The organism is Pseudomonas sp. Au-Pse12 (assembly GCF_021341665.1).
In the GTDB taxonomy this organism is placed as follows: Bacteria; Pseudomonadota; Gammaproteobacteria; order Pseudomonadales; family Pseudomonadaceae; genus Aquipseudomonas.
The window spans coordinates 181,278-199,799 of the sequence record NZ_JAJTTH010000011.1 but is presented as its reverse complement, the minus strand read 5'-3'; the positions used below and the strand labels follow the sequence as shown (position 1 = coordinate 199,799).

Below are 18,522 nucleotides of genomic sequence, written 5' to 3'. Positions count from 1 at the left end.
TTGAAAACAACAACTTCGATAAAGGGTAAAGCCATGAAAAACCTGCTCAAGGTGCTCGCCACCGGTTGCCTGTTCAGCGCAATGGCCAGCCACGCCGTGGCCGCCGACAAGATCGTCTTCGGCATCGCCCTGGAACCTTACCCGCCGTTCTCGATGAAAAGCGGCAACGGCGACTGGAGCGGCTTCGAACCGGAGCTGATCAAGGCCCTGTGCGAACGCATGCAGGCCCAGTGCCCGCTCAAGGAAGTGGCCTGGGACGGCTTGATTCCGGCCCTGCAATCGAGCCAGATCGACGCCATCCTCAACTCCCTGAGCATCACCGATGAACGCGAGAAGGTCATCGACTTCTCCGCGCCCTACTACCAGACCCCGGCCATGTGGGTCGCCGACCAGAGCCTGGAGCTGGTCACCACGCCCGAGGGCCTCAAGGGCAAGCTGATCGGTGTGCAGGGGTCGACCTCCAACGCCACCTTCGCCAAGACCTACTACGGCAAGACCTCGACCCTGCGCTACTACACCACCCAGGACGACATGATCGCCGACCTGCAGAGCGGGCGGATCGACGTGATGCTGGCCGACGCGCTGACCATCGAGCCGATCCTCAAGACCGCCGCCGGGGCCGGCCTGGCGGACAAGGGCCTGGCGCCGAAAGACCCGCTGTTCGGTTCCGGCATCGGCGTCGGCCTGCGCAAGGGTGACAGCGCCCTGCAACAGCGGATCAACGTCGCCCTGGCCTCGCTCAAGGCCGACGGCACCTACGACAAGATCCGCAGCCGCTACTTCAGCGTCGACATCTCTGCCAACTAAGCCGTCCGGCGCGCCCGTTCGCGCGGGCCGCCGGCGTTGACTGGATACGTCATGATTTCTCTGTCCGACCTTTCCCAACTGTTCGTCGCCGACGGCTGGCTCGGTGCCCTGGCCCAGGGCGCGCTGGTGTCCCTGCAGATTTCCGCCGGGGCCTTCGTCCTCGGCCTGGGCATCGGCCTGCTGGTGGCGATGATCAAGCTCAAGGGCCCGCGCTGGCTGGTAAAGCTGGCCAACGTCTACACCACCCTGTACCGGGCCATGCCCGAGCTGCTGCTGATCCTGCTGCTGTACTACGCCGGCACCGACCTGTTGAACATGGCCATGGCCGCCATGGACCGGCCGAGTGTCACGGTCAACGGCTTCATCGCCGCGGTACTGGTGCTGGGGATTGTCCAGGGCGCCTATTCGGCGGAGATCATCCGCGGCGCGATCCAGGCCATTCCCCACGGCCAGATCGAAGCGGCGCGGGCCTACGGCATCGAGCGCTGGCTGCTGGTGCGGCGCATCCTGCTGCCGAGCATGCTGCCCTACGCCATGGCCGGGCTGTCGAACCTGTGGCTGGTGCTGGTCAAGGACAGCGCGCTGATCAGCATCGTCGGCTACAGCGAACTGCTTTCAGTCGGCAAGCAGGCGGCCGGTTCCACCAAGCATTACCTGGTGTTCTACCTCGCGGTCGCGGCCTTCTACTTCGTCATCACCCTGGTGTCCGGCAGCCTGTTCCGCGTGCTCGAACGTCGCACCAACCGCTGGCTGCCCCAGCACTAGGAGGCTTGCATGGACTTTTCCTGGATCAACAGTTTTTCCGCCGAACTGCTGCGCGGCCTGGGCATTACCCTCAAGCTCCTGCTGCTGAGCGGGGTCTGCGGCTTTGCCCTGGCAGTGGTGGTGGGCCTGGGCCGGGTGTCGCGCAATCCGTTGCTGCGTGCGCCCATGCAGTTCTACATCAGCGTGTTCCGCGGTACGCCGCTGCTGGTGCAGATCTACATCCTCTATTACGGGGTCGGCAGCCTGTTCGCCGCCTACCCGCCGATCCGCGGCAGCTTTCTCTGGCCCTACCTGCGCGAAGGCTTCTGGTACGTGGCCCTGGCCCTGACCCTGAGTGTCGGCGCCTATGTCGGCGAAGTGCTGCGCGGTGGCCTGCGGGCCGTGCCCCGGGGCGAACTGGAAGCCGCCCGCGCCTATGGCATGGGCTACTGGCTGACCCTGCGCCGGGTCTGGCTGCCCCGGGCCCTGGAACTGGTGCGCCCGACCCTGGTGGGGGAATGCGTGCTGCTGCTCAAGGCCACCGCATTGGCCTCCACCGTGGCGGTCACTGATCTGCTCGGCGCGGCCAACCTGGTACGCGCCCAGACCCTGAAGGTCTACGAACCGCTGCTGGCGGTGGCGCTGATCTACATCGTCCTGGCCTTTGTCATCGAACACCTGTGCGCACGCCTGGGCACCGCCTCTTACAGTCAGCGGCCACAGCGTCAGGCCTGAACCCATTCATTGCGCGGGCAGCGAGGCCCGCGAGGAGCACAACATGCGTTATTCACCTTTCGTTCAGCGCATCAGCGGCGAATCCGTCAGCGCCTGGGACATCCACTACGCGGCCATCGAGGCCCGCGGGCGCGGCGAGGATGTCATCGTCCTCAGCGTCGGTGATCCGGACTTCGCCACCGATGCACGTATCAGCGCCGCCGCCAGCGCCGCCCTGGAACAAGGCGACACCCATTACACCCACGTCCTGGGTCGCCCGGCCCTGCGCGAGGCAATCGCCGCCAAGCAGCGGCGCCTGCTGGGGATCGAGGTCAGCGCCGACAACGTGGCCCTGGTGGCCGGGGCGCAGAACGGCCTGTTTGCCACCTCGCTGTGCCTGTTCAGCAGTGGCGACGAAGTGCTGGTGCCGGAACCCATGTACCTGACCTACGAGGCCTGCATCCACGCCTCGGGGGCCAAGATCGCCTGTGTCCAGCAGCCGGCGGCCAACGGTTTCCGCCTGACCGCCGCGGCCCTGGAAGCGGCGCTGACCGACAAGACCCGGGGCATCGCCCTGGCCACCCCGTGCAACCCCACCGGCAACGTCTACAGCCGCGAAGAACTGGAAGCCGTGGCCGAAGTGGCGCGCAAGCACGACCTGTGGGTGATCTCCGACGAGGTCTACGGGCAACTGACCTACGACCGCGACCACCTGAGCATCGCCTCGATGCCGGGCATGGCCGAGCGCACGGTGATCCTCAACAGCCTGTCGAAAACCCACGCCATGACCGGCTGGCGCGTGGGCTGGGTGATCGCCCCGCCCGCCCTGGTCGGGCACCTGGACAACCTGCTGCTGTGCATGCTCTACGGCCTGCCCGGGTTTATCCAGGAAGCGGCGCTCAAGGCCCTGGAGCTGGATGAAGAAGTGATCGGCAGTGCCCGCGAGGTCTATCGCCGGCGCCGCGACCTGGTGGTGGCCGGCCTCAAGCCGGTGCACCTGCTCGATTGCCGCGAGCCCGAGGCCGGCATGTTCATGCTGGTGGATGTGCGCCGCACCTGCTTGTCGAGCATGGATTTCGCCTGGCAGCTGTTCCGCGCCACCGGGGTTTCGGTGCTCGACGCCCAGGCCTTCGGGGCCAGCGCCGAGGGGTTCGTGCGGATCTCCTTCACCGTCGCCGACGAGGTGCTCAAGGACGCCTGCCAGCGCATCGCCGGCTTTGTCGAAACCCTGGGCGCACACCGCTGAACAACAGTCCGATAGTGGTGAGGGAGCTGGCTCCCGTTCGGCTGCGAAGCAGTCGTAAAGGCCTGGCCATCGCGGTCGCGGCCATTGGGGTGGCTACGCCACCCAGCGGGAGCAAGCTTCCTCGCCACAGTAGCCCGCACAACAAGAATGCATTTGAGCTTGTCGCCCATTTTTCCGCCCACCTTTGAAGGGCCCCCTGCTTGAGAGGTTGACCCCGTGACCGCTTCCGACCAATTCAACTCCACCCATAGCGCCATCGATCAATACGCCGAACTGGTGCTGCACAACGGCCGGATGTACACCCTCGACCCGGCCCAGCCCTGGGCCGATGCCGTGGCCATCCGCCAGGGCAAGCTGATCGCGGTGGGCTGCCTCGCCTCCCTGGCTTCGCTGATCGGGCCCAACACCCGTCAACACGACCTGGACGGGGCCTTCTGCATGCCCGGCCTGCACGACATGCACACCCACCCAGACCTGGCCCTGGCACCGCGCTACGCCGACGACCTGGACGTGGGCATCGAAGATCCGACCCCGGAGCAACTGGCGGCGGCGATCCACGCCTACGCCGACAGCCACCCCGGCGACGGCTGGATCTACGGCCAATACTGGGTGCGCTACACCTTCCGCGAAGCCGGTCTGACCCCGGGCCGCGAATGGCTCGACAGCGTCATGCCGGACCGCCCGGTGGCCTTGCTGGACCGCATGTGGGGCACCATGATGGTCAACTCCAAGGCCCTGGAACTGGCCGGCATCGACCGCCACACCAGCGACCCGCGCAACGGCTACCTGGAGCGTGACGAGCTGACCGGCGAACCCAACGGCCTGCTGATCGACGGCGCCTACGCCCTGATCCATGCGGCCATGCCGCCGACTCCTGTCTCGGTACTGCGCCGCGCCTACCGCGATGGCGTGCACTTCCAGACCTCTCGCGGGGTCACTGCCACCAAGTACGTGCACGTCTGCGAAAACCGCCTGCAAGCCCTCAAGGAACTGGACGACGCCGGCGAACTGACCCTGCGGGTGGAAGCCGCCATCAGTTGGCAGGACGATATCTTCCCGGTGCGCCGGCGCTGGGAGCTGCTCAGCGGCGAGCGGCATTTCTATCGCAGCGCGCGCCTGAGCGCCAACGCGGTGAAGTTCCACTTCGACGGCACCGTGGAGCCCAAGTCGTCCTACCTGCTGACCCCCTGGCCGGAAGAGTCGAGCTGGCGTGGCAAGCTCAACCTGACCCCGGAACACATCACCGACATGGTGGTGGACATGGACAAGCGCGGCCTGCGGGTGATCGCCCACTGCACCGGCGACGGCGCCTCCGACGTGTTCCTCGACGCCGTGGCCGAAGCTCGCCGGCGCAACGGCAACAGCGGCATCCGCCACCAATGCGCCCACAGCACCCTGCTGCACCCGGGCAACCTCAAGCGCTTCCAGAGCCTGGACGTGATTGCCGAGTTCTCCCCGGCGGCCTGGTACCCGACGCCCTTCGCCAGCGGTGCCCGCTCCGGTTACGGCCAGGAGCGCCTGAAGCGCATCTATGACTTCAAGGGCGTGCTGGCGGCCGGTGGCATCGCGGTGTTCGGCACCGACTGGCCGGTGGCGTCCATCGACCCGTGGCTGGCCCTGGAAACCATGGTCACCCGGCAGAACCCGTGGAACCAGGAACCCGACACCTTCGGCGACCCCATCAGCCTGGAACAGGCGCTGCAAGTAGCGACCCTCAACGGCGCCCACGCCATGGGCCTGGAACACCTGACCGGCAGCCTGGAGGCCGGCAAGTCGGCGGACCTGATCGTCCTCGACCGCAACCTGTTCGCCCAGGGCGCGCGCAACTACATCCACCACACCCAGGTGCAACTGACCTTCGTCGAGGGGCAACTGGTCTACGACCGCCAGGGCACCTTCAGCGATACCCCACTGCAGGCGGTGTGGGAAGGCCTGCCGCCGGTGATCGAGGGCAAGGAACAATGAACAGCACCCCGAGCATTCCGGTGACCGTGGTTGCAGGCTTTCTCGGCGCCGGCAAGACCACCCTGCTCAACCGCATGGTGCAGCGCGCCGACAGCGGCCGATTGGCGGTGATCGTCAACGACTTCGGTGAACTGAACATCGATGCGGCGATCATTGCCGAGGTCACCGACGCGGTGTACAGCCTGCAGAACGGCTGCATCTGCTGCACCGTGCAGGAGGATCTGCTGGCGCAACTGGTGAGCCTGTCCAAGCTGCGCCCGGCCCTGGAGCGGATCGTCATCGAGTGCAGCGGCGTCTCCGACCCGCAACGCATCGTGCAGACCATCGGCTACCCGCAACTGCGCAACCGCCTGCACCTGGACGCGGTGATCACCCTGGTGGACGCCAGCGGCTACCAGAGCCTGAAAGGGGAAATGGCCCGGCTGTCCCGGGCCCAGGTGGCCTGCGCCGACTGGGTGCTGCTGAACAAGGCCGACCTGGTGAGCCCCGAACAGGTGCAGAGCATCCGCGCCAGCCTCGGCGGCCGCGCCCCGGTATTCGAAACCGTGCAAGCCGAACTGCCGGCGGAACTGCTGCTGGAGCCTCCGGTGCGCTCCACCGAGGTGCTGTTCAAGGCCCTGCCCCAGCGCCATGACGAGCTGTTCGAAAGCTGGGTGTGGAAAAGCTCGCGGCCGCTGCAACCCAAGGCCCTGCGTGAGTGGCTGGCACAATTGCCCGCCGATCTGCTACGCCTCAAGGGCCTGGTGCGCCTGGAAGGCAATGAACAACCCTATTGGTTGCAGCATGTGGGCAACCGCAGCCAGTTCACCCTGGCCGCCGACCAGCCCACCGAGCATGCCGCGCAACTGGTGTTCATCGCCCGCCGGGGCAGCGATCTGCGCCAGGAACTGGAGGCAGGGGTCAGCGATACCCAAGTGCTCTAGCTTCACGCGGCAAGTTTTCAGCCACTCGCGGTAGCGGTGAGCCTGCGGCTTCACGTCGGCGGGTAGAAAGCGCACTATGAAACGCGCTTTTTCTGACCAGCAAGGATGCTACCGATGCTCGATATCCTCCAAGGCACGCCCCCGTGGGTGTACGCGGTCTTCGCCCTGATCTGCTACTACGGTCTGCGCGCCCTCGCCACCACTCGCGAAAGCCGTCGCTCGCTGCTGCTGACGCCAGTGATCCTGCTGGTCTGGTCACTGTGGTCGGTGAATCTCGGCGAGCATCCGTTGCTGGCGCTGGGCGCCTGGGCCGGTGGTGCCGCATTGGGCAGCCTGCTGGCCATGCTGCTATTTTCCAGCGTCGGGGTCTTGCTGGAGGCGGACGGCGAGGCCCTGCTGATTCCCGGCACCCTGAAGATCCTTGGCATCTCGCTGCTGTTTTTCGCCGTGAAATACTGGATCGGCTACCAAGGCGCCGTGCATCCCGAGCACGCCGCCAGCGTGCAGATGCTGGGCATCAGTGGCGCCGCTGCGGGCTTTACCGTTGGTCTGTTCTGCGGCCGGGCGCTCAAGCTGTATCGCCACTTGCTGCACCTTCAGCTCAACGCCTGAAAGCCCCATGGCCGCGCCCTTTGGGCAGCGGGGAATCTTCCTCGGGAATACCGCTCGGCGGCGGCGGCCCTCCCGTGCAGTCGCTTGGTCCGTGACAATAGCGTCCGGGTCCAATAGATTAGGCGCCCCCGAAAATCCCCCTGGGCCTTTCGCGCCTCAAACCTGTTAAACCAAGTAGTGGATGTTCAATGCCTGATTCCAACACCGAAGAATCCGTAATCGCCCTGTCCAACAAGGCCGAGTACGAAAACGCCATTCATCTTTCACAACACGTGTCCCAGGCCAAGACCATCAGCGAGATGGTGCTCGACGCCTTCCACACCTCGAAAGAAAGTGACCAGATTCGCGAACTGCGTGCTGCGATTCGCCAGGCCCACGACCGCTTTGACGACGACACCGCCTATGAACTCATGGGCCAGCTCAAGCAACTCAAAGACGCCGAGGCCGCCGACCTGGCTGCCCTGGAAGACCTGAGCAAGAAATTCCCCATCAGCCGGATTCTCTCCAGCTACAAGGACGACCCGGACTTCCAGGAGCTGGTCTACGGCCTGGCCCTGAAAGTGCTGAACCAGACGCACCAGGCCATCAGCAATCCCAGCGGCGGCAAGAGCAAGGCGCGGCCGAAGAAGGAAATGGAAGTGTTCGCCATCAGCAAGGACGGCATCAGCGTCACCCTGCCGATGCGCCCGCGCTCCAAGGCCAACGTCGACCGCGAAGCCTTCGAGTTCCTCGGCTTCAGCTTTATAGGCGAAGGCGATGAAGCCGAACTGGAAAGCGAGATGTTCCTCGACAAGGACGGCAACGAGCAGCAAGCGACCCGCAAGAACATCGTCACCGCGATCCAGCAACAGACCGCATTCGAAGGCTACAGCGCACAACAACAGCTGTAACCCGGCCCTGTAGGAGCGAGCTTGCTCGCGAAGGCACCAGCCCAACCTGAGCGCCAAAGAAAAAGCCCCGGACTTGCGCGTGAAGCCGGGGCTTTCTCTTTTTAGCGATCCCCATACTCACGGATCGGGTACATCGCGCACAACGCTTCGGTCTGTTGCCGGAACTGCTCCTGCAATGCGGGCTCCAGGGTGTATTTCTGCTCGCCATGGGGCTGCACCTGATCGAGTATCCGGCACACCAGATCGACAATCTGGCGACACCCTTGGGCGTCCACGTGGCGCTGGGCGATGGAGCCTGTGCCAATACACAAGCCATTGGCGGCAAATGACGATCGCGTTTCCCCCGGACCGCGCTTTTTGCTGACGATGATTCCACACTTCTCCAGCGCCGATTCGGCGATGGAGCCGCTGATGCCGCCACGCAGACGCAGCAGGATCGTGTGATTCTCCGTTGCGCCCCCCACAACCTCGTAGTCGCGCTCCATGAACGCGCCGGCCAGTTCATCTGCCGTGGCGCGAATCCTCCCCATGTAGGCATCGAACGGCGGGGACATGGCATAGCCCAGCGCGGCCGCCTTCGCAGCAATCATGTTGACGGCAGGCGCGCCTTGCATCCCGGGGGATACCGCTTGGTCGAGAACCCGACGGAAGCTCGACCTCAGACCGGGCACCTTGGTATCGGCGTCGCGCCCGGAAAGAATCAGGCCCCCACGCGGCCCGGCGAGCTGTTTGTGGGTGCAGGTGGTCGTGACATGCGCCACATCGATCGGGCTCGGATGGCGCCCCGTGGCCACCAGCCCGGCGATATGTGAAATATCGGCGAGGAGAATCGCCCCGGCTTCATCGGCTATGGCGCGAAAGCGTTGGAAGTCCACGACCCGCGAATAGGCCGTAGCGCCACACATGATGATGCGCGGACGGTGAGCCAGCGCCAGTTGGCGGACTTCCTGGTAATCGATAACCCCCTGGGAGGTGGTGCCGTAGCGAACCGCCTTGTAGTTGGCCTCGGTGAAGGCCAGTGCGCCGCCGTGAGTAAGCTGCCCACCATGATCAAGGGCCATGCCCAGGATCGTATCCCCCGGTTCGGCCAGGGCTGCCAGCACCTGATAATTGGCGTTCGAAGCCGAGTGCGATTGCACGCAGGCATATTGCGCAGCGAACAGCTCCCGGGCCCGGCGGATGGCCAGCGACTCGACCCGATCGACGTTCTCGCACCCGCTGTAGTGACGCCGGCCAGGCATGCCCTCGACCGTGACGTTGACCAGCGCCGAGGCCGACGCCGCCAAACTCCGCGGGCCAGCCGCGCAGGACGCTGCCACCAAGGACAATGTGCGGTGTTGACGCGTGACTTCCGCGTCCAGGATGCTTGCCAGCTCGGCGTCTTCGCTTCGCAGATCGGCCAACCCCCGCCGCAGCAGGTCGGCCTGGGTCCTGAGTGGTTCAGTGTCAGCTGCCATGCTTCCGTGCCCCTTCCTTGTGTATTGCGTGCCACGAACGACAGCACGCTTCCTGGTTTTTACGTTCGCTTGTGCAAATCGGGCCAAACCAACCCTGGCGCCGACTGTACGAGGTGCAACAAAATTAATCAAAAAATTAAACATCAACCAAATTAAATGATTCTTTTTTATCAAGGAAGGGAGAAGTCAGCCTAGCATCGCTGTGCAGGTTTGCCGGCAAGGGCCATGACGCCGAGCCTCCGGGGCTGTATTGTCACGGCCGGAGCATGCACCACGTTTGATCCTCAGGGCCTTTGAATCGGATCCCCCCAAGGGCTCGATTGCCCAAGATAGCAACCACGAAATATCCCGGGATGGATGCAGTCAGGCTAAAGGAGCACCAGCACGTGGGTACGGGTCACAAGAATGCCGACACACGCTTGCCGCTTGAGCCGGCCGAGCTCGCCTCGACGTCGGGCAACTGAATGCCGGGCATGGCGCGATCGTTATAAAAGACGCAATGGATTACGAGCAAAAGGAAGTGGTGAGCATCTGATGCACAAAAGAGAAAGAACAGAGCATTTAAAGAGCAACATCAAGTACCTGATAAAAAGTCGCGGTGAGACACAGCTGTCCTTATGCAACGCCAGTGGCCTGACCAGAACGACGATATACAACATCCTGGAAGGCAAGGTCAGCAACGTACAACAGTCCACCATTCGAAAAATCTCTGACTTCTTCGGTGTCTCCTACGAAGAAATAGAGACTGTCGACTTTGAAGAAAAGGAGATCATCGAGAGCAGCATCTCCCCTCAAGGAAACATGAACCCAGCAGCCGTTCCGATCATCAAGGAAAGCCTGCTGCTAGCCAACTTGGACAAACGAATTGGCGAGTTGGCCACGCTGTATCCATTGACTTACTACTTCGGCACCTCCCACAACTTGATAGCCGTGCTGTTGGAGAATGAAATCGATGGCATGAATGAGCCCGGTGATCTGTTGATCGTGCAAAAAGGTTCATCGACTGACGACAGGGAAAAACTGGCTTACGACAAACTGTCAGGAAAGCTGCTTATCTTGAACGATGTCTGTTGCGACTCAAATCACATGATTGTAGTGGGCGACATCATTGAGGAGCGGTTCAATGTCGACCCATGAAGCTGAAATCGAAAACAGCAAATACAAGCTACTGGGCTTCGACAACAACAAGAAACTTGCCGTCATCATGATCATCGCCACAGGCAAGGTGATCAGAGTCAAGTTAAGGGAGGTCCTGAACAGTGAAATAATGGACAACCTGAACAAAACAGAAATCAAGAACCTGTATCGAAAGCTCTACTCTCAGGGAGATACCACTACCGCATACGACCTGAATGACCGCCATGAAAACTCATGGATGATTTATATAATCCTGAACCTGCTACTCGTTACATTTTATATTTTCACCAGTATTGCCGCGACAAAGCCCATCTACCTGGAATCCTTGGGCATCGTTATCACTCCAGGGACCTTTCTTTACTCACTGACCTTTCTGATCGTTGACTTGCTAAACGAAAACTTCGGACTCCGGCTGGCACGAAAGGCCATTTTCTTCGCGTTCGCAAGCACCTCCACAGTGTTCATCCTACTTTATGGCTCGACCTTCCTCCCCGGAATGCCCGGCTGGAAACTCGACACGCCTTACAATGAAGTGGTGACTCAGGTTTCGTCTGTGCTGGTAGCCTCATCTATCTCATTCCTTGTTTCTGAAAACATAAACTCTTACTTGCTGTGCAAGATCAAGGAACTGACGAACTCCAGATTTCTGTTCCTGCGAATATTCCTGAGCACTTTCTTCGCGGTGATTATCGACAGTTTTCTGTTTTGCTACATCGCCTTTTATGGATTGATGAAAAACAGCGACATCCTGAACATGGTGCTCTTTCAGATCGCGATCAAAGTATTTTTTGCGCTCTTCAACATCCTGCCGGCCTATGGCGCCAGGTCATTATTCAAGAGATACATGAGCAGTCATCCGGAAAAATAATACGCCACAGGGGATCGCTCCCGCGGCCCTCTGAGGAGTGTTCAATAAAAAACCCCGCTCTTCTCTAGAAGGCGGGGTTTTCTTTAGCGGACGAGAAACTCAAGCCGAGGTCGTGCGACCCGCCATGCGCCGCAGAACATGCCCCTGACCTTTGACACAGTGCAGGATCAACGCCGCCACATGGCCGGCAATCAGCACCAGCAGGGTCCAGCCCAGAAGACTGTGGAAGCTGTTGCCCAACTCGGTCATCCACTGGACCTTCGGCCCCTCGAAGCCGCTCATCAGCGGCAGGCCAAAGGCGGAAAACGCCCGCCCCGAGCCGTACTGGCGCAACAGCCCGAGAAACGGAATGGCGAACATGGCGGCATACAACATCCCATGCCCCAGCGTTGCCGCAAGGTTCAGGCTGGGTGGCCGACGATGACGATTCAACAGGCTCCAGAGCACCCGCACCAGCAGCAGGACCATCAACAGCACCCCCACTTGCTTGTGGGTCGGCCAGAGGAACTTGTCCAGGGCCGAGTCGGCCAGCAGGTAGTGCGCACCGGTGCTGCTGTAGATCCAGGCAAAGGCCAGCGCCATGGCCCAGTGCAATAGACGACTGATGGCGCCGTAGCGCGCCTTCGAGTCAAGTAGTTCAATACGGCTTTCCATTACATCCACTCAAGTTCATCCACGAACGGCGCATTTTACCCGGCCAGGTGGAGCCTTCGGACCGAAAAGCTTTAAATGATGTGACCGTAACCGCAGCCGCATGAAAAAAGCCCCGCGCTTCTCTCGAAGGCGGGGCTTTTCTGTGGCCTGGACAGCTTAGTGTGCGTAGGTCAGCAACAGCTCGGTCGGGGCCTTGAAATCCACCGACATCATCACGCTCAGCGCGGTGATGGTGAAGATCGAGAACACGAACAGCTTGCGCGCCCACACGGTGTCATCCACTGCCTTGTAGCCGGTCCAGGCCATGTACAACCAGTACATGCCCATCGCCGCCGCTACCGCCAGGTAGCTCATGCCGGCGTAACCGCTGAAGGTCAGCATCAGCGTCGCCACCAGGAATGCCAGGATGTAGAGCAGGATGTGCTTCTTGGCCACGCGAATGCCACGCTTGACTGGCAGCACCGGAATCGATGCGGCCAGGTAATCGTTGAAGCGGAAGATCGCGATGGCGTAGGAATGCGGCATCTGCCACAGGCTGAACATCACCAGCAGGGTCAGCGCGGCCATGTCGAAGCTGTTGCTCACAGCCACATAGCCGATCACCGGTGGCATGGCCCCGGACAGACTGCCCACCAGCGTGCCGTGAACCGACTTGCGCTTGAGGTACAGGCTGTAGAGGCCGACGTAGATGACAAAGCCGATTACCGCGAACAACGCGGCCAACGGGTTGGCCACGTAGTACAGCAGGGCGACGCCGGCGACGCCGAGGATGGAAGCGTAGACCAGTGCCGCTTCCAGGGAGATCAGGCCCTGGACCAGCACGCGGTTCTTGGTGCGTTCCATCTTCAGGTCGATGTCACGGTCGATGCAGTTGTTGAACACGCAACCGGACGCTACCACCAGCGAGGTGCCGATCATGGCGGCCAGGAAAATGGCCAGATCGACATGCCCTTTCGAGGCCAGGAAGAACCCGCCTGCCACAGAAAGCACGTTACCGAAAATGATCCCCGGTTTGGTGATTTGGATAAAGTGCTTGAGCGACATCGGGTTTACCTCACTTCGCCATCATGACGGTGTGGATGCTGAACATGATCCACAACGACAGACCAACCAGCAGAACAATGACCAACGCGGCGAAGATGAACGCGACGACGTTGTTACGCTGCGCTTCGGAGCGGTCCAGATGGAGGAAGTACACCAGGTGAACGATCACCTGGATGACCGCGAACGCCAGGACGATCCACAGGGTCACGTCTTTGGGCAGCGATGGGTACATCACCAGGCCGAACGGGATCAGTGTCAGGATGACCGACAGGATGAAGCCGATGGCGTAGGACTTGACGCTGCCGTGACCGGCTTCGTCGTGGGAGTGTGTGTTGGCCATTTACATAGTCCCCATCAGGTAAACAACGGTGAATACGCAGATCCACACCACGTCCAGGAAGTGCCAGAACAGGCTCAGGCAGCTCAGACGGGTCTTGTTGGTCGCCGTCAGGCCGTTTTTCTGCACCTGGTACATCATGATCGCCATCCAGATCAGACCGCTGGTCACGTGCAGACCGTGGGTGCCGACCAGGGTGAAGAACCCGGACAGGAAGCCGGAACGGCTAGGGCCGTAGCCTTCGGAGATCAGCAGGTGGAACTCGTTGATCTCCATGCCGATGAAGCCCAGGCCGAACAGGAAGGTCATGGCCAGCCAGCCCAGTACCTGCTTCTTGTTGCCCCGGAAGAACGCCAGCATGGCGAAGCCGTAGGTGATCGAACTGAACAGCAGCAGAGCGGTTTCGCCCAGTACGTATGGCAGTTCGAAGATGTCGTGGCCCGACGGGCCACCCGCTACGTTGTTAACCAGTACCGCGTACACCGCGAAGATCGACGCAAACAGAATGCAGTCGGTCATCAGGTAGAGCCAGAAACCGAATACGGTCATCTCGCCCGAGTCGTGGTGATGGTCATCGTGCCCATGGTCATCGACATGGGCGTGTCCAGCATTGGTCACTAAGTTCGACATGGATTAAGCCTGTTCCAACGAGGTTTCAACACGGGTAGCCGGGATCTTGTTCTCCGATACCAGACGCTTGTGCTGTTCGGCTTCGATGCGCTCGATCGTCTCGACCGGCACCATGTAGCCTTGATCATCACGGGCAGCGTGGATCGCGAAATAGATCACGGTGCCGGCCAGGCTTGCGATGGCCAGCCACCAGATGTGCCAGATCATGGCGAAACCGAACACGGTCAGCAGGGCCCCCATGACCACACCGGTAGCGGTGTTGTTAGGCATGTGGATCGGCTGGTAGCGGCCAGGCTGCGCGTAGGCAGTGCCGTTTTCCTTGGCTTCGGTGAACGGGTCGATACCTTCGGCTTTCGGCAGCACCGCGAAGTTGTAGAACGGAGGTGGCGACGAGGTCGACCATTCCAGGGTGTGGGCGTTCCAAGGGTCGCCAGACACGCACATGTTCTGCTTGCGGTCACGCACGCTGACGTACAGCTGGATCAGCTGGCAGGCGATACCCACAGCGATCATCACCGCACCCACCATGGCGACGTACAGGTACGGCACCCACTCAGGGTTGGTGGTGGCGTTCAGACGACGGGTCATGCCCATGAAGCCCAGTGCATAGAGCGGCATGAACGCGACGAAGAAGCCGGAGATCCAGAACCAGAATGCAGCCTTGCCCCAACCTTCGTGCAGCTTGAAGCCGAACGCTTTCGGGAAGTAGAAGCTGAAGCCGGCGATGTAGCCGAATACCGCGCCACCGATGATCACGTTGTGGAAGTGCGCGATCACGAACAGGCTGTTGTGCAGGACGAAGTCAGCACCCGGGATGGCCAGCAGTACGCCGGTCATGCCGCCGATGGCGAAGGTCACCATGAAGCCCAGGGTCCACAGCACCTGGCTGGTGATGCGCAGACGGCCGTGGTAGATGGTGAACAGCCAGTTGAACAGCTTCACCCCGGTCGGAATCGAGATCAGCATCGTCGCCAGGCCGAAGAAGGCGTTGACGCTGGCCCCCGAACCCATGGTGAAGAAGTGGTGCAGCCAAACCATGAAGCCCAGTACCGAGATCGCGCCGGAAGCGTAGATCATCGAGTGGTGGCCGAACAGGCGCTTGCCGGAGAAGGTCGAGATCACTTCGGAGAAGATACCGAACGCCGGCAGGATCAGGATGTACACCTCGGGGTGACCCCAGGCCCAGAACAGGTTCACGTACATCATTGGATTGCCACCAAGTTCATTGGTGAAAATGTGGAAATCCATGTAACGGTCAAGCGTCAGCAGTGCCAGGGTAGCGGTGAGGATCGGGAACGAAGCCACGATCAGCACGTTGGCCCAGGTGCAGGTCCAGGTGAAGATCGGCATGTCCATCATCTTCATGCCCGGGGTACGCATTTTCAGCACGGTGGCCAGGAAGTTGACCCCCGTCAGCGTCGTCCCCAGCCCGGATAACTGTAGCGCCCAGATGTAGTAGTCCACACCCACGCCCGGACTGTATTGCAGGCCCGACAGCGGCGGATAGGCAACCCAGCCGGTCTTGGCGAATTCGCCAACGCCCAGGGACAGGTTGATCAGCACCACGCCCGATACCAGCAGCCAGAAGCTCAGGGAGTTGAGGAATGGATAGGCCACGTCACGCGCGCCGATCTGCAGCGGCACGACAAGGTTCATCAGGCCGGTGAAGAATGGCATCGCCATGAAGATGATCATGATCACACCGTGGGCGGTGAAGATCTGGTCATAGTGTTCAGGTGGCAGGTAGCCAGGCGAACCCTCGGTGGCCATGGCCAGCTGGGTACGCATCATGATGGCGTCGGCGAAGCCACGCAGCAGCATGACCATGGCGACGATGATGTACATCACACCGATTTTCTTGTGGTCGACGGACGTCAGCCACTCGGTCCACAGGTAGGTCCACTTCTTGAAGTAGGTGATTGCCGCGAACAGCGCCACACCACCGAGCAGAATCATGGCAACGGTCACCATGACGATCGGCTCGTGGAACGGTATCGCTTCCAGACTTAATTTACCAAACATCGTTTACTCCTCTGCCCCGGCAGCTGAATGCGAACTCACGTCCATCCCTTCCGTTGCGGCCACTTCCTTTTCTTTCTTCTCGTGCTTGAGCGGCTTGCCCGGTTTCATGCCTTCATACTTGTCGATGACGGTCTGGAACAGGTTGGGCGCGTAGGCGGAGTAGAGCTCGACAGGATTGTTCTGGCTCGGCTTGGAAAGGGCTTCGTATTCAGCGGTGTCCAGCTGTTTAGGTGCCTTTTTGACTTCGTTTACCCAGGCGTCGAAATCTTCCTGACTGGTAGCGATCGCTTTGAACTTCATGCCGGTGAAACCCGCGCCGCTGTAGTTGGCGGAGATACCTTCAAGTTCGGTGTTCTGGTTGGCGATCAGGTGCAGCTTGGTGGTCATGCCCGCCATTGCGTAGATCTGGCCGCCCAGGCCCGGGATGAAGAACGAGTTCATCACGGTGTCGGAGGTGACGCGGAAGTTCACCGGGGTATGCGCCGGGAACACGATCTTGTTGACGGTGGCGATCCCTTGGTCGGGATAGATGAACAGCCACTTCCAGTCCATGGCGACCACTTCGATGGTCACCGGCTTGACGTCGGATTCCAGCGGACGGTACGGGTCCAGGGCGTGGGTCGACTTGTAGGTGACATAACCCAGGGCAATGATGATCAGCACCGGAACCAGCCACACGGCGATTTCGATCTTGGTGGAGTGGGACCACTTCGGTGCGTAGGTCGCTTCCTTGTTGGAGGCGCGGTATTTCCAGGCGAAGGCGAAGGTCATGATGATGACCGGCACAACCACCAGCAGCATCAGGATGGTGGCCGTGATGATCAGGTTTCGTTCATCCAGACCAACCTGACCCTTGGGATCAAGCAAGGTCCATTTGCAGCCTCCCAGCATTAACATGCCGAGCAGCGGCAATAAGCCTAGTAATCTGGGGTACCTGTTTTTACTCATCTCACGACCTCTAAAGCAGCTTGCGCAATGCAGTTGGGTTTTGATCGCCAACACTTCACCCTGCCAAGGGTTGGCATTTTTCTTCAATTGAATAAGGGCCTGCCCGTTGCGTTAAACGCTCAACGACACATCCCGGGCTAGCAGTGGTTCTTATTCGATCTCGTGGTCAAAGGCCTTGTTACAGACCAATTCCATTTGGTGCGGAAGTTTGGAAGGCGCCGACACCCGCAGTCGCATGGAGCGCTCTATCCGCCCCTCGACCGTCCTCGTGTGCTCAGGGTTGAGCAGCGTCGGAAATTCAGTGCGGGCGATTGTAGATATGTCGCGTTTTATAAACCATGTCTTATCCCGAAATAATTTTTATCCCACGGCGCAACAATCTCTCACGATTGTTGCGAAGGATCGCAATCATATCGATTTTCATTTGCAACAAAAAGCCCCAAAAAAGACCTGGAATCCCCCCTTTCAGGAGCGCTTGATGGCCCCTGAAAGCCGCCTTTCACCCCGCCTCATCCCTTGTAAAACGGGGTCTGTGAAGATTTGTATAGATAGCAGGCTATGGTTTCCTACCCGCGAGCCTGCTTACACAAACTGACAGACTTGCAGTGAACCAGTACGCCCGAATGCAGTCTGTTACAGCCGCTCCACCGCCCTTCTGCGACGGCGACAGTGTGACAACATGTCGCACTTTTACCGCACCTGCGCTTGCTGCAAATCACGGACTTTTCAGACGCTGAATGAACGGCATGAAAAAGCCCCGGCCGCTGTTGGGCGGCCGGGGCTTTTCCGGGTAAATCAGTACGCTTTCTTGCGATTGCGCAGCACGCCCAAAGGCACCAGGATCACCGTCAGCACGAACGCCACCAGTGCCCACTGGGCCAGGGACAACCCGAGGATCGGCGGGTACGGCGTGGAGCAGAAGCCGTCGACCTGAAAGCCCAGGGGAAAGATTTTCGCCAACGGCAAGCTGTCGACAATCGGCTGCAGCACATCGATGCCGCAGCTCACCGACGGGTAGAACTGGGTGTACACATGATGCCCGGCGACCCCTGCACCGGCGATGGCGCAAATGACCACCAGGGTTTCCATGACGGTGATCCCGCGCCGCGAACTCATGGCCGCGCCGATGAAGGCAAACAGCGCAATCAGCAGCAAGGCATATCGCTGCAGAATGCACAGCGGGCAAGGCGCCTCGCCCAGCACCACCTGCATGTAGAGGGCTCCGCCAATCAGCGCCAGGCAGATAATCCCCAGCAGCACCAGGAAGCGCCGTTCACGTCCCAAACGCAGTCTGTCGTCACTCATCCCTATTCCTTTTTTCTGTTGTCTGTACAACCGCACAGCCGGCGCGGGTCATGCCTGAGCGCGGTTGCATCGCGAAGTTGATCTGATTGCCATCGGGTGCCCGGAAGTCTACACGCTGATCATGACCTTTGAATGCACTGCATCGCAGGCAATACCCAAGGTTCACGGGCCCGGGGACGCCGCTTGAAAGGACCGCGATGGCAGCGCCATCTCGGCATC

The 18,522-nt window shown here is 60.8% G+C and carries 18 protein-coding genes; 10 read left to right on the top strand and 8 right to left on the bottom strand.

Translation table 11 applies throughout. The features are described 5' to 3' along the window. Nucleotides 1-33 precede the first annotated feature (33 nt). From LXM55_RS26940 to LXM55_RS26905, 8 genes are all read left to right on the top strand, one after another. Nucleotides 34-807, top strand: coding sequence for a transporter substrate-binding domain-containing protein (locus tag LXM55_RS26940; protein WP_233323177.1), 774 nt, complete (start codon nt 34-36; stop codon nt 805-807). A 51-nt stretch (nt 808-858) separates the two neighbouring features. Then, the gene (locus tag LXM55_RS26935; RefSeq protein WP_047305985.1) at nt 859-1,572 is read left to right on the top strand and encodes an ABC transporter permease; all 714 of its coding nucleotides are present in this window, start codon (nt 859-861) and stop codon (nt 1,570-1,572) included. A gap of 9 nt (nt 1,573-1,581) precedes the next feature. After that, entirely contained in the window at nt 1,582-2,286 is a 705-nt protein-coding gene (locus LXM55_RS26930) for an ABC transporter permease (RefSeq protein ID WP_233323176.1), read from the top strand. 43 nt (nt 2,287-2,329) lie between these two features. Next, the gene (locus LXM55_RS26925; RefSeq protein WP_233323175.1) at nt 2,330-3,511 is read left to right on the top strand and encodes a pyridoxal phosphate-dependent aminotransferase; all 1,182 of its coding nucleotides are present in this window, start codon (nt 2,330-2,332) and stop codon (nt 3,509-3,511) included. 216 nt (nt 3,512-3,727) lie between these two features. Continuing rightward, nucleotides 3,728-5,476, top strand: a complete 1,749-nt coding sequence (locus LXM55_RS26920; RefSeq protein WP_233323174.1) for an amidohydrolase — start codon at nt 3,728-3,730, stop codon at nt 5,474-5,476. Beyond that, the gene (locus LXM55_RS26915) at nt 5,473-6,399 is read left to right on the top strand and encodes a CobW family GTP-binding protein (RefSeq protein WP_233323173.1); all 927 of its coding nucleotides are present in this window, start codon (nt 5,473-5,475) and stop codon (nt 6,397-6,399) included. The genes LXM55_RS26920 and LXM55_RS26915 overlap by 4 nt, the downstream gene beginning before the upstream one ends. Nucleotides 6,400-6,513: 114 nt before the next feature. Further along, nucleotides 6,514-7,011, top strand: a complete 498-nt coding sequence (locus LXM55_RS26910) for a DUF6622 family protein (RefSeq protein ID WP_233323172.1) — start codon at nt 6,514-6,516, stop codon at nt 7,009-7,011. A 188-nt stretch (nt 7,012-7,199) separates the two neighbouring features. After that, nucleotides 7,200-7,901: a hypothetical protein gene (locus LXM55_RS26905; RefSeq protein WP_233323171.1), complete on the top strand. Its 702-nt coding sequence runs from the start codon at nt 7,200-7,202 to the stop codon at nt 7,899-7,901. Between the two features lie 101 nt (nt 7,902-8,002). Here the strand turns inward: LXM55_RS26905 and glyA are convergent, their stop codons facing one another. After that, nucleotides 8,003-9,358: a serine hydroxymethyltransferase gene (glyA, locus tag LXM55_RS26900; RefSeq protein ID WP_233323170.1), complete on the bottom strand. Its 1,356-nt coding sequence runs from the start codon at nt 9,356-9,358 to the stop codon at nt 8,003-8,005. Nucleotides 9,359-9,892: 534 nt separating this feature from the next. Here glyA and LXM55_RS26895 point away from each other — a divergent pair. Beyond that, nucleotides 9,893-10,495, top strand: coding sequence for a helix-turn-helix transcriptional regulator (locus LXM55_RS26895; RefSeq protein WP_233323169.1), 603 nt, complete (start codon nt 9,893-9,895; stop codon nt 10,493-10,495). Then, nucleotides 10,482-11,363, top strand: a complete 882-nt coding sequence (locus tag LXM55_RS26890) for a queuosine precursor transporter (RefSeq protein WP_233323168.1) — start codon at nt 10,482-10,484, stop codon at nt 11,361-11,363. Before LXM55_RS26895 ends, LXM55_RS26890 begins: the two co-directional genes overlap by 14 nt. Nucleotides 11,364-11,462: 99 nt before the next feature. Here the strand turns inward: LXM55_RS26890 and LXM55_RS26885 are convergent, their stop codons facing one another. The 7 genes from LXM55_RS26885 to LXM55_RS26855 all read right to left on the bottom strand — a co-directional run bounded on the left by LXM55_RS26885 (nt 11,463) and on the right by LXM55_RS26855 (nt 18,303). Next, nucleotides 11,463-12,017 (bottom strand): cytochrome b, encoded by a 555-nt coding sequence (locus LXM55_RS26885; RefSeq protein WP_233323167.1) that lies wholly within the window; start codon nt 12,015-12,017, stop codon nt 11,463-11,465. Nucleotides 12,018-12,173: 156 nt separating this feature from the next. Then, nucleotides 12,174-13,061 (bottom strand): heme o synthase, encoded by an 888-nt coding sequence (cyoE, locus tag LXM55_RS26880; RefSeq protein ID WP_123724747.1) that lies wholly within the window; start codon nt 13,059-13,061, stop codon nt 12,174-12,176. 10 nt (nt 13,062-13,071) lie between these two features. Next, entirely contained in the window at nt 13,072-13,401 is a 330-nt protein-coding gene (cyoD, locus tag LXM55_RS26875; RefSeq protein WP_025129488.1) for a cytochrome o ubiquinol oxidase subunit IV, read from the bottom strand. Further along, nucleotides 13,402-14,028: a cytochrome o ubiquinol oxidase subunit III gene (locus LXM55_RS26870; RefSeq protein ID WP_011063285.1), complete on the bottom strand. Its 627-nt coding sequence runs from the start codon at nt 14,026-14,028 to the stop codon at nt 13,402-13,404. A gap of 3 nt (nt 14,029-14,031) precedes the next feature. Beyond that, on the bottom strand, nt 14,032-16,050 hold the full coding sequence (gene cyoB, locus LXM55_RS26865) for a cytochrome o ubiquinol oxidase subunit I (RefSeq protein ID WP_233323166.1): 2,019 nt from the start codon (nt 16,048-16,050) through the stop codon (nt 14,032-14,034). Nucleotides 16,051-16,053: 3 nt separating this feature from the next. After that, nucleotides 16,054-16,998 carry a ubiquinol oxidase subunit II gene (gene cyoA / locus LXM55_RS26860; protein WP_233323209.1) on the bottom strand — a complete coding sequence of 315 codons (945 nt, stop codon included), beginning with the start codon at nt 16,996-16,998 and terminating at the stop codon, nt 16,054-16,056. A gap of 795 nt (nt 16,999-17,793) precedes the next feature. Beyond that, on the bottom strand, nt 17,794-18,303 hold the full coding sequence (locus LXM55_RS26855) for a disulfide bond formation protein B (protein ID WP_233323165.1): 510 nt from the start codon (nt 18,301-18,303) through the stop codon (nt 17,794-17,796). Between the last annotated feature and the right edge of the window lie 219 nt (nt 18,304-18,522).